Below are 16,260 nucleotides of genomic sequence, written 5' to 3' on the forward strand. Positions count from 1 at the left end.
TTACTTCTCCAGGCTCTTTTCTTCACGCAGAAAAAAACCATGCCTGCACCTACTGTTAAGCATGCAGAAAAACATGGCCTTTCTCATTGATCCTCATAAATCATGTAACTCTCGTTATAAACATCCAACCTATCTTAAATACGTCATTGGATTGCGTGGCGTATTATCTTTACGAATTTCAAAATGCAGATGCGTTCCGGTCGAGCGTCCTGTGTTCCCCATGACCCCGATCGACTCGCCTTGCTGAACCACCTGTCCTACATGAACGCCAATGCTGCTCAAATGCCCGTACACGGTTTGGTAGCCGTTGCCATGATCGATCATAATGACATTGCCGTATCCATTCTGCTGACCTGCAAATGATACTACGCCTTCATCTGATGCGTGAATGTCAGCACTACCGACCAAGTCCACACCCTCATGCATACGTCCCCAGCGTGCGCCAAAGCTACTCGACATCGATGCCCCGGACACCGGCCAAGCGAACTGTCCTGAGCCTTCTCCCACAACCTTCGTTCCTCTAAGAACCACCTCAGTAATAGACGGCTGTAGCACCTTTTGACCGAGCCATTCCTCTTGCACGACCTCACCGTTCTCCTTGGTCAAACGATAGTCCATCTCTTTAAGACCTGCTTGTCCCGGTCGGACCACTTTAGTAACTCCTGCCTTCAGTTCATCGCTCTGGCGAATCTCAACCTCAGGCTCGATGGCAATCTGTTCGACGACCTTCTCTACTGTTCGCACCGTAACCGGAGCCTTTGGAGCAGTAAGCTTCAATTCGTCCCCAATTTGCAAGTACAGCTCACGCGAGCCGGGATTGTTCTGCTTAATCTCCCAAGCAGTCATATTAAATTTAGTTGCAATCGACGACAGAGAATCGCCTTCTTGCACTGTATACGTGATAGGAGCCTCACGCCCCTCAGTCAACACTTTGACTGCCTCAGTCTCCGTCAGCACCTTGTTCGGGTCTGCTTTCACAGGCTCGTACGCGATTTTCTCACGGATACTGGCAGACTCCAGCCATGCTTTAGGGGTTTTAGTACTAGCACTCGCATGGCTGCTGCCCACGGATGTTTTGCGAACCAGCCCCTTGATGCCTGTAGATGTACCCTCACCCACAGGTGTGTACTTCTTCTGTACTTGCTTTAAAGCCGCCTGTGCAGTCGCTTTGTCCTTTACAATACCAACCGTCTGTCCGTTGACCTTCACTTCTACCCCTTTGGCATACGCTGTCAGCATACCATCCAGCTTCTTCAGCGTGGCTGCGCTGTCGATATCCGCTTTATACGCCTTCTCGATGCCTGTCGTTACTGCGCTCGTATTAAGCACCATATCCACGCCGGGATACTTGTCCTTATACTGTTTGTTCTTCGTTGCGTACAGCTGCTTAAGCTGTTGCTCATTCAAGATATTTCCGACCTCGACGCCTTTTACATACACTTTATAATAAGGAACTGTGTTAGCTCCGACATACTGATTACTCGCAAAAATAAGACTCCCTGCAATCACCACACCGCCTGCCGTCCAGCTCAACCATTTTCTTCGACCGTTCCACCACTTTGCTAATTTCCCCGTTTCTACAGCAGACTTGTCTGCAACGTTGGAAGCTGCATTCCTGCTGTCTGGTGAATCCTGCTCCTTCAAAACCTTCATGACTCTCTCCTTTTCAGCATATCTTATCTCTATATAAATGCGTTCATTATTGGTCTTTCACACTATGAATCTAGCCTGTATTCACAAGCATCTATGATATTAGTCGCTATCTACCATTGCATAGTTGCGTAAAAGGTTTCAAAAATTTAACCTTTTCACAACACTGTTTACTTTAACATAGCCTTTACAAAGAATTCAACTACACCCCAATTACTTCCTGACACGCAAAAAAATCCGCGCATGGCGCGGATTCTACAGTCCTATTTTGAGCATAAGCATTGCCCATGAATTCATCTAGACAAACTAACCCATTTCGCTCTATATCTTGTTCATTGGAAGTCGCTTATTGGATTTTTGTAAAATACTTATTTAAGCAAAGCCATCAGCTTGTTATATTCCTCTTTGGTCAAATACTTCGCAAGCACCTGCTGAATATCCTGAAGCTCCTGCTCAGTGAGACCGCCTTCCATCGCGGCTGATATTTTCTGCATCTCCTCCGGCGGCAGCTTATTCATCAGAATTGCAAAAATTTCCTGTTTCTGTGCAGCCGGTAAGTTGTTCTTCTTCTCTGTCAAATGGTCGGGCGTAATCACTAAATCATGGCCTTCAATACTCGTTTCGGGTGTAGTTGTACCTTCTGCCTGCTTCCGTGACTCGTTGCCTGATGTTCCGGCCGACACAGCCCCCTTCTGAGATACCTTGCCATTGGCTGCGCCACCTGCCTCACTTCCGCTTTCTTCTAAGCCCTGTCCCATGACAGGCAACGCATCATCAGGCGGTGTTACACTTCCCGAGCCACTTCCTGTCGTCTTGTTCTTCCCCGTGTCTGTGCTTGGGTCAGTGCCCGCGCTGCCTTTTAGCCAACCCAATCCCCATATGGGCTGTTGATCAAGCTGAATGTTAAACTGCCGTAGCAGCGATTGAACATAAGCATTAACGACTACACCTGTCACTGCCAGCGTTAGTGCGCTAACCAACACGACCGTCATTCCTTTTTTGAGCAGCCATCCAAGCCACCTCATATCCCGTTACCTCCTTATACGCATCCTGCCATGTGTGTATCATCATGAAGTGCATATAGATCAGTATTGACGAGATATGACGATTTTTAACCCATGAAATATGTAAAACTAGCACCATTCAATAGGAGATGCCACATTCTAATTGAATTAGCGTGTACGACGCACCCAGAAACGAAAAATGTCACTGCGGACATAATCGAGGGAATACAGCACCTGCCTGTTCATTTCATCATAGTGAAGCTGCTTCAATAGTAATACCGTAGCCTGCGGATGCTTCAGCAGACGTGTCATATGTGCGTCGTCATAGTTTGGAACGGTAAGCTCGGAATAGGCTCCAACAATTCGTACCCCCGCCTTGAACTCAAGACTCTGAAAAAGCGAGCCTGAAAAAGAGTCATCTTCCAAAATGGGAGCGGCTAATTTCTCTGGCATCCAGTTTATAGAGTGGGCTACAGCCTCTCCGTTGGCAGTACGTGTACGCTCTAGAGCAATCATGGGCTCATGCTCGGAAAATCTCATCTGTTCGGCAATATCAGGAGGACAAACCGAAATTCTCTGAATGGATTCCAGCTGCTCGTCTTCCCGTAGCCCTGCCGAACGAATCATGTCCCCGATGCTGTACAGGCGGTCCAGCGAGCTTGGAATACTCGGTAGCGGGCAAGTCGCAAACGTGCCACTCCCGTGTTTTACTAGTAACTTACCTTCCGATTCCAGTTGGCGAATAGCTCCCCGTAGCGTCGTACGCGAGACACGAAACGATTGGGAAAGTGCAGTTTCCGACGGCAGCCGATCCCCCGGACCCATTTGATTAACCTTCATATATTCTTCTATACGCCGCTTTATGTTCTCTTGTTTTGTTGACACCGTCCGAAGCCCAGCCTTTCTATTGTGTTAAGCCATATAAATCGGATTCGTAAAAGCAATCATCATCACGCAGTCTTCCATGCAGCCGTAAAGCTCCGCTCGTATCCAGCCCTTTCCTAGCGGGTCTTGCAATGACAGCGTATATTCTCCTGTTTGGGCAGGGATCTGAATCTCCGAGCATATGCCTTGACTACTTGTCAGCAGAAGACGAAGATTCTGAGGCTTGAGATTATAATGGGCTGCTCTTGCTTCTACATTCAATTGAACCGTCACAGATAGTGGATCCTCTACAGTCAGCTCTATACATTCGCCGATGTGATAACGATGTTCTCTGCCCTTAATCTGCGCCCACATCGTCAGTAGCGGTCCCATCGTAACTGACACTGAACCGTGGCGAATCGCCTCAACTGCCCGGCCTTCTAAACCTTCTCGCTCTTCTGCTTCATCATGAACTCCCAGATATGTAACAGCCGGAAGTGAATCATCCGGTTTAGATACATGCCAGTCCCGACCGCTTACGGCAGTGATGCGATACCCCTGATTCAACAAATCGGTCCACATGGCAAACGCCCGCTGGCTATCCCGCTTAATAGATGGCATCAGCGTTGACCAGACCTCTATATAATCCACCTCGTGCCAATCCTGAATCGTGTACTCCCAAAAGCACCCCGTACAGATCGGACTTCCGATCCTGAACGGATGGGCAATCCCTGCAATGCCTCCCTGCTCATGCACCTGCCGAATCCCCTCATGAATGTCATCTGGCCCCAGCACACGCCAGTCGATAAAGCGGTCAACCCCAAGCGTCAGCATATGCCCGTAAAAGGTCGTCCACTCCATCCCTGAAATGATCGGGAGACCGAACTGCCGCTGAACCCCTTCCTGATCCGCAAGTGCCGATTGCGTGTTGTGATCCGTCATAGCGATGCATTCAAGTCCCAGATCCACTGCGCTTTGAACAAGCTCCTCCAGCGTGTGCTTGCCGTCGCTGTGAAGCGTATGGGTGTGAAGCTCAGCTGGAATCCATTTAAGCATATGCTGCTTCCTCCCCCAATACATGAATTTGGTAGGCAAGCGTCTCGGTCACAACGGCATGCAGACTGACCGTAATCCGCCACATGCCCGCCGGATTATTTCCTGCAAGAAACCCCGGCGAAGCCGTAGACGAACTGAGCCAATGCTCCTGCTGCATCTCGGGACGATGCGCATTTCCCCGGTGACGGAGGGGATCATCGACAGACAGCGTTAATAAATTTTGCAGCGGTATATACTTCTTCCATAGATCGGGTGATTGCCCCGTCTCGTCGTATCCGTATTTGCTCATGCTTTTCTCAATGATTCCTCGTGCTTGCTCTTGATCCTCCAATAACTTGGGCGTATAAGAGAAGTGAATACGGATCGTTTCAGTCAGCTGTGGAATATGAAAAGAGTACGTAATATGGCTCTGGGTGCAGGTTCTGTCGACCGTTCCTTCCACATACAGTAGTCTGCTCATGACTCCCCATCTTGGCTAGACGGTTCATCCACAACATGCTTCACCATATCCTTCACAGTATGTTCTTCATCACTCGACATGTCTTTGTCTCCCGCCCACAAAACACCTACGGGTTGAAGGCGCGTCAGCTCAATCACCCGGTCTGTACGAATACCTGGAAACTGCGGGAGATTATCCTCGTTTAACGTAAAGGCACACAGTCCAGCCACTTCCATGCTGTCCGCACCGCCTTCCAGCAATACGGCTCTGATTTCAGCTATATCCTCAAGCACAGCCTCTCCAGATAGCTTGACCGTGGTAGAAAAATGTGACTCTGCCCCCTCATAAGCGGCTCTAAACTCCCCGAGTCTCAGATCATGGTGGCATGATGAATACCACTGCTCCGAGCCGTGAAGACGAAGCTGGATATCGACGCATGCATCTTCCTCGCGCCGATTGAAGCCCGGCCTGAATCCTGGAGACGATTCTCTGCCTGAATCCCGTAAGGGACGTTTGGAAGTCTGGATAAACACATAGCTACGCTGGTGTGCAAGTGCAATGGAAGACGCTTGTGACGGCATTTCCAGCTCCTGCTGACGTTCCATCTCCCACCCAGTGACCTGATAGGCAAAAGGAAAACGGCTCATGACCGCCTCACGCGGCTCTTCCTCTGGTTTCCACTGGAAAGCAGGCGGCAGCATAAAACGATAGTCCGATGAAATGTCATCCTTAAAGTTTCCATTGGTTGTTGCGGATTGGAGAACAGGATGGCCACCCAGATCATAACTGCCATTAAACGCAGTCGTAATATGATGCGCCCCCTGGAAAACAGCTTCCAGAACATTGCCCCCTGCATCTAGCTCGACGCGGTACATCCATTCGATATCGGTGGTTCTTCCCCATTTGCTCATAAGCAGCGGCGCGGGCGTTCCCTCATCTTCATGGCTGAACATCATCTGGTATTCGATGACCGTCTTCCCATCGTTCACTTCTATGGAATAGAACAAAACAAGCGGTGTATCCGTAAAGCGATTCTCATAAGGATGTGACAGATTACGGCCATATAAAAGCGGGGTATGGCGATAAATCAGCGATCTTGGAGAGGAATCAGCCACGCAGCGCAGTTCAACCCCGTCGATCCATGCTCGAGATACAAGCGGAGCCGATTCCAGTTCGCGAAATTCGGCATAGACCTCGTAATCGCCTTCTTTTAGATATCCCAACAAACGGGTGTACACTCCCTGACTGCTACCATAGTACAAAATGACATCTTGATTATAGGCTTCATTCAGATAGAGACGTACGAAGGCAGATTCTCGATCTGCCGCAGCCCAGTCACTGTCTGATCTGGCGAACAGATCAAGCTCCGCGTATCCGTCTTCTGGCATGGAGAATCTAAACCGGAATCCGTTTCCCGGACTGAGTTCAACCTCAGCCTTGTGTAAGGCGATTCGATAACCGCAATCCAGCAAATCCTTTTCCCACACTCGCCCACTAAACCCGGTAATTTGCACCTCTGCTTGGCTGTTCATCCCTGTAACCTCCTTAGTGTATAACGACGGTCTAGCTGGCATCCGCATCCTTCACCATTGTTCGAATATAAAAGTAGCCCATAAAGGAACACAGTAAAAACATAAACACTGCCATTGCGCTGGCCGTATGCGTCTCCTGATAGCTGGAAAACACCTGCTGCATCGCAACACCCAACACTTGTGGTGAGTTGGCACCGATCAGGAAGGGAGCCGTAAAGCTGCCCATGATTCCCATGAAAATGAAGGTCACCGCAACCCACATCGTTTTATAGGAAAGGGGTAAAATAAAGCGACCAAACAGCTGCATCGTGCTGGCTCCAGCATCTCTGGCACTTTCGACGACAGCGTTTGGAATGCTGGCAAGTGCCGAGCTGAGCAGCATGGTTGCGAACGGAATGTTGAACCACAAATTAGCCAGCACCAGACCCTTGTAGTCATAAATAATCCTCGGGATCGTTTCAATTCCAAGCGGCAGCAAAAGACGTGCAGCCCAACCGTGATTGCCATACATGGTAATGATCGCATACGTTGCAATTACACCGGGAACAAACATCGGAATAAAATACAACCGGCCTATCCACTTCACGACAACCCCTTTGCCGAATCTCAGATAAATCGCCAAAGCATAGCTGATGACCAGAGTAAGGGCCGTCGAGACTAGCGTGACACTAATGGTATACATGATATTTCTACGCATGGCAGGTTCCGTGAACAGCCGAATATAGTTGGCCAGCCCGTAGCCCGTTCCATATTGATCAATCAAGCTTTCCTTCACGGCATAAAGAATCGGAATAATAACGACGACCAGCAAAATGAGAAAAGACGGGATGACCAGGGCAAGCCCCAGCATCCCCCTTTTGGACAATGAACTCATGATCAACCGCCCGCTACTTCACTTTGCCAGCGTTTGTAAATTTCCTGCTGAAGCTCTCCGCTGTTAAAGCTGCGGTATCCAGAAGATACACTGTTGAATTTCTCCTGCAGCTCCGTTGGCATCAGATTCCACTTAATCCCCGGGTAGCCGTACATTTTATTAATAACCACCGTTTGCGCTTCAGGCGTCAGTATATAATTCAAGAATTCCTGAGTGGCTTCTTTTTTGGAGGAGAGCGAAGGAACCATCAGATAAGAGGGTCCCCCTGTAAAAGCAGGATCGATCTGTGTCAGCTTCACCGTGTCCGGAAGCAGCCCTTTAGCCAGCTGCTCGAGTGCCATATCAGACCAGGCTGGAACCATATCAACCTCTCCACTCGCCAAAATATCAAGCGTGCCTTGGTTCTTCTTAGGATAGACTCCTTTTTGGTACATTGAAGGGCCCAGCTCCTTAAGCAGTGAGAAGCCTTGATCCCATTTCTTCATATTTGCCGGATCATCACTGTTCATCGCCTCTGGCGGAAGGAAATTATAGATCACCGTGTTCACAAACGAGCTGCCTGACCCACCCGTAGACGGATCGTTATAAGCAAACTTGCCTGGATGCTGGCGAATCCACGTGTACAGCTCGTCGGCTGTTTTCGGAGGCGTCGCTACTTTTGCACTGTTATAGGCAAGGACAACCGAAGAGGCACGATATGGAATGGCCTGATTGTTGACTTGCTTGAGATATGTTTCATCAACATTCTTCAAATTTGGAACCTTGGCAGCGTCAACCGTTTCCCACAGTTTCTCGCCTACCCCCTTGGTGATGTCATCCAGACTGCCTTCGTACAGGTCGATATCTGTATCGGTTTGCCCGCTTTTCTTGGCTGCAATCAGGCGATCCAGTGTAGATGCGCCTCCGGTCCCTGCTGGCAAATACACCAGTTTGACCTTAACGTGATCATTTTTAGCTTCAAAGTCCTTGATTAACGTTTCCCACAGCTCTTTGACGTTCAGAGACCCTCCAGTGTACAAGGAAATTTCCGTCGTTCCCGTAGCGGCCCCCGCTTTTGTAGACTTGGCTTCCCCTGTAGCCGTGGCGGCATTACCGCCGTTACCACAACCAGCCAACAACGATAAACTAAGTACCCCTGCCAAAACCAGACCCATATTCTTTTTCCCAAACACGTTGTTGCCTCCTTTAGATAGTTGCACAAGTTCGCAGCATCATCAGATGATGCGTTCGTGACGGACATTGATGCGATATAGAGGTTGATCGTGAATCTTCACTGTGCTGCTGGAAAAGTAACTATTTTACTGAAGCTGAATCTGATGTGCTCTCCACTGCGCAGCTCGGCCGCTCGTTCACGCGGCACAAACATTTTCAGATGATGGGTACCGCTATCCAGCGAAACTTCCGCATAATGCCCTAGAATCATCACTTGTCTGATTGTTCCGGCTAGAGAACCATTTTCTTCCGTCGTCAGAACAATATCCTCTGGTCTTACACCAACCATGGATTCACCTGTGTATTCATGCTCTTGTGCAAACGGTATTCCGCTCACAGAGACACTGCGACCTGTGCTCACCCCCTTTAATAAATTGATACGGCCAATAAAACCCGCTACAAAAAGGGACTGTGGCTTGTCATAAATCTCCTGCGGCGAAGAAAGTTGCTCAATCCGGCCCGCATTCATAACGACGATTCGGTCGGAAATGGACAGCGCCTCCTCCTGATCATGGGTGACGAACACCATCGTCATTCCTGTCTGGGTCTGAATATCACGCAGCTCCTCTCTCATCTCCATGCGCAATTTGGCATCAAGCGCGGAAAAAGGCTCGTCCAGCAGCAATACATCAGGCTTTAGCAGCAAAGCCCGAGCGAGTGCTACCCGCTGCTGCTGACCTCCCGAGAGCTGTCCCGGCGTTTTACGCTCTGCGCTCTCTAGCCGAACCAGCGCTAGCGCTTCCTTCACCTGACGGTCAATTTCTGTCTTCTTCACCTTTCGAATCTTCAACCCGAAAGCCAGGTTGTCATACACGGTCATATGCGGCCACAAATTATAGCTTTGGAACACCATAGCCGTCGGACGTTTTTCGGGCGGCAGCTTGAGTACGCTTTTACCCTGAATCTGAATGTCGCCACTGTCCGGGTCCAAAAAACCGCCAATGGAGCGAAGCACGGTTGTTTTACCACAGCCGGAAGGTCCCAGCAGTGTCACCAGCTCTCCCTTCATCACGTCAAGTGAAATGCCTTTGACTCCGTCTCCTGTCTTGAAGCGCTTGGTTAACTCTTGAATGGATAATTGAATGGGCATTAGCTTAGGCTCCTTTTTCAGGATTTTGCAAACTCCTCTTTTGACCAATTACGTTATTTCACCTGAAATCCGCCTGCCAGTACATCGGCACTTACAAAACGCTTGGCTGCCAATAGCAGAATGATCGTTGGCAGGGTTAGAATGACTGAGAAAACAGCACCTGTTGTGCTCGGATAATCAGCAATGATGGAATACATGATGACTGGCATTGTTTTATAGTCCGGCGTTCCGACAAGGAGTGTCCCTTGTGCTTCATCCAGTGAAGCAAGAAAAGTAAAGATGGAGGCGACCACAATGCCGGGCAGCGCCATAGGAAAGGTGATTTTCCAAAACACCCGAAAGGGTCCGGCTCCAGCATCCCGCGCCGACTCCTCCTGTGCGCGATGTACGCTGCGGAAGGCAGAGGATGGAATCCAGGTCATATACATGAGTGTGTTTACCATATGGATGAGCACAATGCCTGCAAAAGTGTTCATCAACCCGAATTGGTAGAATAGTACGGCAATGGACACATACAAACCCATTTTCGGAAAAGCATGTGTAAGCAGGAATGAGAAAAGAAACCACTTACTGAGCGGGAAAGAAATTCGTGCAAAGGCATAAGCAGCAGGAATACATACGATAATGGAGCAGACCGTAACGGTAATCGCAATCAGGAAGGATAGGGAAATCGAGCTGACTACATCATCCTGGGTAAGTACAAACTTCCACCATTCCAGTGACAAGCTCTGCGGGAGCGGTGCAGGATACTGCCATTTTCCTGAAACCGCCAAGAGGAGGAGATTGGTCAGAGGCCCCAGGAAAAAGATGACGAAAATGATAAGCACGATGAATTCAACAATTTTGCGTGTGCCGAGTGAGCGAAGATACCAGTTCATAATTCATCCCTCTCAAGACGTCTAGACGTCCAAATCTCTTTTCTATTTGGATTATAGAGAGGGTTTGTTATCACAAATCGACAAGGAAGATAAGATTATGTAAAGGGAAAGATACCATTTAACACTTCACAGAATAAAAAAAGAGAGAGGCTGCTAACAGCCTCTCTCTTTGAACATGTATTAATAGCTATATCATTCTTGTCCTACAAATAAATCGGAAGCACCTGATTCGTTTGATCACGATTACGCCCAACCGAGAAAATAGCAATTGGGATACCTGTCAGATCAGACACGCGTTGTACGTAATTGCGTGTAGTCTCAGGCAGTTCCTCCAGCGTTTTCACGCCAGTGATGTCTTCGCTCCAACCTGGCATTTCTTCATATACCGCTTCGCACTCCGCCAGCATTTTCAGGCTAGCCGGATAATGCGTAATCACCTCACCGCGGTACTTGTAACCTGTGCAAATTTTCACCGTTTTCAGGCCAGTCAATACGTCCAGCGAGTTCAGGGAAAGACCCGTTAATCCACTGACACGACGGGCATGGCGCACAACGACGCTGTCAAACCAGCCTACACGACGAGCACGACCTGTAACCGTACCGTACTCATGACCTGTTTCACGAATGTAATCGCCGACTTCATCGTTCAGCTCAGTTGGGAAGGGTCCATCGCCAACACGAGTTGTATACGATTTAGCTACACCGATGACTTGTTGAATCTTGGATGGACCCACACCGGAACCAATACATACGCCGCCAGCCGACGGGTTGGAGGACGTAACGTAAGGATACGTACCTTGGTCGATATCAAGCATAACGCCTTGCGCACCTTCAAACAGTACCTTTTGATTTGCGTCAATTGCATCATTCAACACGACAGATGTATCTCCTACATAAGGACGGATAAATTCAGCATATTCCAGATACTGTTTTAGTATTGCTTCTACATCCAATGGCTCGCCGCCATATACTTGCTCAATCACTTGATTTTTTTCTTTCGTTTGATGGCGCAGCTTCTTTTCGAATTCCTCTGCATCCAGCAAATCAGCAATACGAATACCGTTACGTGCAGCTTTATCCATATAAGCAGGGCCGATCCCTTTACGGGTAGTACCAATTTTGTTAGGACCCTTGCGGTCTTCTTCCAGCACATCCAGCGTCATATGGTACGGCATAATCACATGTGCACGGTCGCTAATAACCAGATTTTTTGTGGAAAAACCATTATCATGAATGTAAGTAATTTCTTCAATAAGAGCGGCTGGATTTACGACCATGCCGTTGCCAATAACACACTTTTTATCTTCATAAAAAACGCCGGATGGAATCAGGCTCAGCTTGTACTTTTTACCGTCAATGAGAATCGTATGACCAGCATTGTTTCCGCCTTGGTAACGGGCCACTACTTCAGCGCTTTCCGCCAGATAGTCCGTGATTTTACCTTTGCCTTCGTCTCCCCATTGTGTTCCCACAACGACTACAGTTGACATGTTTCATTCCTCCGTGGAGTGCCCACAGACACTCTGATTTTGAGCTGACACACTACGCATATCCGACTTCAACCGCCTGAGCGAGCAGATATGGAGCGCTCTCGGACAGCAGGAAAAAACGTCCGTCGCAGACATTCCGTAGGTTCGGAAAGCCCCGGGCGTAATGTTCTCCCCACTGCGTTGAAGCAGCACTATAAGTGTAACAGCACCATTTTTTAAAGTCAAATAAAAAGCGAACATTATATTACATGAAAATAGTATTGTTCGTAATTGAGAGTTTCATTCCTTATATGAAAATATGTGAATTCTATAAAAAAGGACCCTTTCGAGATCGCGAAATCCGCGTCGAAAGAGCCTTTTTTAATGATACTAATATGTTATCCGGCGAACGCATCCGAATGGGCACGCTCGTAATTAGCGAATTTATTATAATTTTTGAGAAAGACCAACTCTACCGTACCGACCGGGCCGTTACGCTGCTTGGCAATGATAATCTCAATAATATTCTTCTTTTCTGTTTCCTGATTATAGTAATCATCCCGGTACAGAAACGCCACGATATCAGCATCCTGCTCGATAGAACCTGATTCCCGCAAGTCACTCATCATCGGCCGCTTGTCTTGACGCTGCTCCACACCCCGGCTCAGCTGGGAGAGGGCAATTACAGGCACTTCAAGTTCACGAGCGATTTGCTTCAATGTCCGTGAGATTTCAGATACCTCCTGCTGCCGGTTCTCGCCTGCTTTGCCTCGTCCGTGAATAAGCTGCAAGTAGTCGATTACGATCATACCCAGTCCCTTTTCCGCCTTGAGACGGCGGCATTTGGCACGGATATCCGCCACAGTGATGCCGGGTGTATCATCGATATAGATTTCCGCCTCTGACAAGGCTGCAATGCCCATCGTCAGCTTCGCCCAATCGTCGTCGCCTTTAAACTCACCTGTCCGCATGACGTTCGCGTCCAGATTGGCCTCGGCACAAATCATCCGCTGCACGAGCTGAGCGGCCGACATCTCCAGACTGAAGATGGCTACTGTCTCCTTTGCCCGAACCGCAACGTTTTGCGCAATATTCAGAGCAAACGCTGTTTTACCTACGGATGGACGGGCGGCCACAATGATCAAGTCATTGCGCTGGAACCCCGCCGTCATCTTGTCCAAATCAACAAACCCGGACGGAATCCCAGTCGTATTGCCCTTGTTCTGATGCAGCAATTCAACGCGGTCAAACACTTCCATCACGACATCGCGGATGGCAATAAAACCACTACCTGAGCGCCCGTTGGATATCTCCATAATCTTGCGCTCAGCATCGCTCAGCATACCAGCGACATCCTCGCCACTGCTATAGCCTTCGCTCACAATCTGCGTAGCTGCACGAATCAAGCGACGAAGCATCGCTTTTTCTTCAATGATCTGGGCATAGTAATCTACGTTAGCCGCTGTTGGCACCCCGTGAGCCAGCTTCGCCAGATAACTGACACCACCGATATCCTCTAGCTGTCCCTTGTCCTGAATTTTCGAGGTCAGCGTAACCAAGTCAATCGGCTGTCCGGATTCACCCAGCTCAATCATTGCTTCGTAAATCATCTGATGAGCCTTATCATAAAAGTCCTCGGTCTGCACCCGCTCCATTGCGGTAATCAGTGCTTCAGACTGGAGCAAAATAGACCCGATAACCGCCTGTTCAGCCTCCAGATTTTGCGGAGGAATCCGATCAAAAAATTCGCCGCCCATAATTATTCTTCAGTCACCTGTACTTTCAGCGTAGCTTTGACCTCAGGATGAAGCTTAACGGTCATTTGAGTCACGCCCAACGTACGAATCGGTTCTTCCAGCTCAATTTTGCGTTTGTCCAGCTTGATACCAGTTTTAGCTACTGCCTCCGCGATTTGCTTGCTTGTAATCGCGCCGAACAGTCGTCCACCTTCACCAGCCTTCGCCTTGAGCTGAACCGTTGTCTCTTCCAGCTTTTTGCCGAGCGCTTGCGCCTCTTCCTTTTCCTCTTGCTTGCGCTTTTCCTCAGCAGCATTCTGGTTTTCCAGCGTCTTCATATTTCCTTCTGTCGCTGGACGGGCAACACCACGCGGCAACAGGAAATTCGCTGCATAACCGTCCGACACTTCCTTAATTTGCCCCTTCTTGCCTTGGCCCTTCATATCTTTAATGAATATCACTTTCATTCAAATAACCCCTCTTCCCCATCAATTTCGGCCAGCACGTCGACCACTCTGCGCTTAGCTTCCTCCAGCGGGCAATCCAGCTGAACCGCCGCATTCGTCAGATGTCCTCCGCCGCCTAGCCGTTCCATGACGACCTGTACGTTCATGCGTCCGAGTGAACGGGCGCTGATCCCCACCAGGCCGTCAGGACGTTCACTGACCACAAAGGAGGCCAGTACATCCGTCATATTGAGTAATGAATCCGCCACCTGAGCAATCAGGAGCTGCGGTATTTTCTGTCCGGGCTCAGTTACCGCAATTGCGATATGCCCATATATCATTTTAGCATGCTTAATAATTTCCGCCTTAGCAATATATTCATCCAGGTCCTCTTTTAACATGCGCTGGATCATAACTGTATCTGCTCCGCTACGCCGTAAAAAGCCGGCTGCCTCGAATGTACGCGAGCCTGTATGCAGGGAAAAATGCTTGGTATCCACCGTAATCCCTGCCAGCAGTGATGTTGCCTCCAGCGGTGTCAGTTGGACCTTCTCATGAATATATTGCAGCAGCTCGGTCACCAGCTCACAGGCCGATGACGCATAGGGCTCCAAGTAGATCAGAACCGAATCATTAATAAATTCCTCGCCCCGACGATGATGGTCGACAACCACCACCCGACTGGCCGTTTGCACCAGACGCGGCTCAATCGTCATGGAGGCCTTGTGCGTGTCCACCACGACCAGCAGACTGTGCTCAGTCATCAGCTGGAGCGACTGCTCTGGCGTCAAGAGCGCTTGCGATAGATTCTCATCCTTGTTTACCTGCTCCATCATTCGGTCGATAGACGGATTGGATTTATCGAGTACGATATGTGCCTCTACATTGTAAAGTGCCGCAGCCTTCCACACACCGATGGCGGCTCCCACCGCATCCATGTCCGGTATTTTGTGTCCCATGATCAGGACGCGGTCACTCTCCTGCATCAGATCACGCAACGCATGTGCAATCACTCGGGCACGCACTCTGGTACGCTTCTCGACAGCATTGGACTTGCCTCCGTAGAAGGACAGGCGTTGTCCCGCCTTCACTGCTGCCTGATCGCCCCCACGTCCAAGCGCCATATCCAGACTGGATTGGGCCAGCTCGCCTAGCTCCTTGATGCTCTCTGCACCGAAGGACAAGCCAATACTCAGTGTCATCGGTACTTTCAAATCCGCCGTCATTTCCCTTACGGTATCCAGAATGACGAATCGACTTTGCTCCAGCTCCTGGAGCGCTTTATGATTCAGCATAATGAGATAACGCTCAGAAGATAATCGGCGCAAATAAATATTGTACTGATTAGCCCAAGATGTAATCTCGCTTGACACCTTCGCAATAAGCGCGGTGCGTTGCTGATCGTCCATCCCCTGAGCAGCCTCGTCCATATTATCGAGCATGACGATACCGAGCGCCAATCGCTCGTTTTCATACTGCTTGCGTAGCACCGCCAAATCCGTTACTTCATACAAATATATCAGACGCTCATCGGGCACGATCAGAAACTGATAATGACGCTCATCATGCTGTAGCTCCACCTTCAGCTCACGAGCAGGCTCCTTTGTTTCCTTTTTGGTGCTTAGGGCACCTGCGAGTTGAGGAAACAAATCATGAAGAGACTCACCAATCAGCGATTGCTCCTCAAACATCTCCCCGGCAAACCGATTGTGCCATTCTACCGTTCGATTTTCACTGTATAAAATGATGCCGAACGGCAATGTGCTAATCGCTTCCCCTTCCACCCGCTTGATCCGGAAGGAAAGACCGCTGATATATTGATTCAGTTCCCGACGAAAATCCAATTCCGTCTTCAGCATCAGCCCGCCGAGCAAGAATGACAGCAACAGTCCTATCACACCCAGTTCCCAGTTGTACATGGAAATACATATGACAAGGACCAGCAGCAGCAAAAACGCCCAGACCGTCTGATAGCCGTGCCAGCGTTTTTGTAGAAATTTAGGCATGACT

14 protein-coding genes are annotated in these 16,260 nt (G+C 49.2%); all 14 read right to left on the reverse strand.

Going from position 1 to position 16,260, the window contains the following annotated elements; translation table 11 throughout:
* Nucleotides 1-129 precede the first annotated feature (129 nt).
* Nucleotides 130-1,653, reverse strand: coding sequence for a M23 family metallopeptidase (locus MHH57_RS25360; protein WP_029518934.1), 1,524 nt, complete (start codon nt 1,651-1,653; stop codon nt 130-132).
* Between the two features lie 365 nt (nt 1,654-2,018).
* Nucleotides 2,019-2,675 carry a hypothetical protein gene (locus MHH57_RS25365; protein WP_029518936.1) on the reverse strand — a complete coding sequence of 219 codons (657 nt, stop codon included), beginning with the start codon at nt 2,673-2,675 and terminating at the stop codon, nt 2,019-2,021.
* Nucleotides 2,676-2,822: 147 nt separating this feature from the next.
* Nucleotides 2,823-3,539 carry a GntR family transcriptional regulator gene (locus MHH57_RS25370; RefSeq protein ID WP_029518938.1) on the reverse strand — a complete coding sequence of 239 codons (717 nt, stop codon included), beginning with the start codon at nt 3,537-3,539 and terminating at the stop codon, nt 2,823-2,825.
* A gap of 27 nt (nt 3,540-3,566) precedes the next feature.
* Entirely contained in the window at nt 3,567-4,574 is a 1,008-nt protein-coding gene (locus tag MHH57_RS25375) for a CehA/McbA family metallohydrolase (RefSeq protein ID WP_029518939.1), read from the reverse strand.
* Nucleotides 4,567-5,034: a hypothetical protein gene (locus tag MHH57_RS25380; protein WP_342434684.1), complete on the reverse strand. Its 468-nt coding sequence runs from the start codon at nt 5,032-5,034 to the stop codon at nt 4,567-4,569. Before MHH57_RS25380 ends, MHH57_RS25375 begins: the two co-directional genes overlap by 8 nt.
* The gene (locus MHH57_RS25385) at nt 5,031-6,545 is read right to left on the reverse strand and encodes a hypothetical protein (protein ID WP_342434685.1); all 1,515 of its coding nucleotides are present in this window, start codon (nt 6,543-6,545) and stop codon (nt 5,031-5,033) included. The genes MHH57_RS25380 and MHH57_RS25385 overlap by 4 nt, the downstream gene beginning before the upstream one ends.
* A 31-nt stretch (nt 6,546-6,576) precedes the next feature.
* Entirely contained in the window at nt 6,577-7,419 is an 843-nt protein-coding gene (locus tag MHH57_RS25390) for an ABC transporter permease subunit (RefSeq protein WP_029518942.1), read from the reverse strand.
* A 2-nt stretch (nt 7,420-7,421) separates the two neighbouring features.
* On the reverse strand, nt 7,422-8,591 hold the full coding sequence (locus MHH57_RS25395; protein WP_025723151.1) for an extracellular solute-binding protein: 1,170 nt from the start codon (nt 8,589-8,591) through the stop codon (nt 7,422-7,424).
* 98 nt (nt 8,592-8,689) lie between these two features.
* Complete coding sequence (locus tag MHH57_RS25400; RefSeq protein WP_029518944.1) at nt 8,690-9,721, reverse strand: ABC transporter ATP-binding protein; 1,032 nt, start codon at nt 9,719-9,721, stop codon at nt 8,690-8,692.
* Between the two features lie 53 nt (nt 9,722-9,774).
* Entirely contained in the window at nt 9,775-10,599 is an 825-nt protein-coding gene (locus MHH57_RS25405) for a carbohydrate ABC transporter permease (protein WP_069012367.1), read from the reverse strand.
* A gap of 203 nt (nt 10,600-10,802) precedes the next feature.
* Complete coding sequence (locus tag MHH57_RS25410) at nt 10,803-12,089, reverse strand: adenylosuccinate synthase (protein WP_029518946.1); 1,287 nt, start codon at nt 12,087-12,089, stop codon at nt 10,803-10,805.
* Between the two features lie 377 nt (nt 12,090-12,466).
* A complete protein-coding gene (gene dnaB / locus MHH57_RS25415) occupies nt 12,467-13,825 on the reverse strand; it encodes a replicative DNA helicase (RefSeq protein WP_013373892.1) in 1,359 nt (452 codons plus the stop codon).
* Between the two features lie 2 nt (nt 13,826-13,827).
* Nucleotides 13,828-14,271: a 50S ribosomal protein L9 gene (rplI, locus tag MHH57_RS25420; protein ID WP_013312788.1), complete on the reverse strand. Its 444-nt coding sequence runs from the start codon at nt 14,269-14,271 to the stop codon at nt 13,828-13,830.
* Entirely contained in the window at nt 14,268-16,256 is a 1,989-nt protein-coding gene (locus MHH57_RS25425) for a DHH family phosphoesterase (RefSeq protein ID WP_029518947.1), read from the reverse strand. The genes rplI and MHH57_RS25425 overlap by 4 nt, the downstream gene beginning before the upstream one ends.
* Nucleotides 16,257-16,260: the final 4 nt, after the last annotated feature.

The organism is Paenibacillus sp. FSL H7-0442, from assembly GCF_038593105.1.
In the GTDB taxonomy this organism is placed as follows: Bacteria; Bacillota; Bacilli; order Paenibacillales; family Paenibacillaceae; genus Paenibacillus; species Paenibacillus polymyxa_D.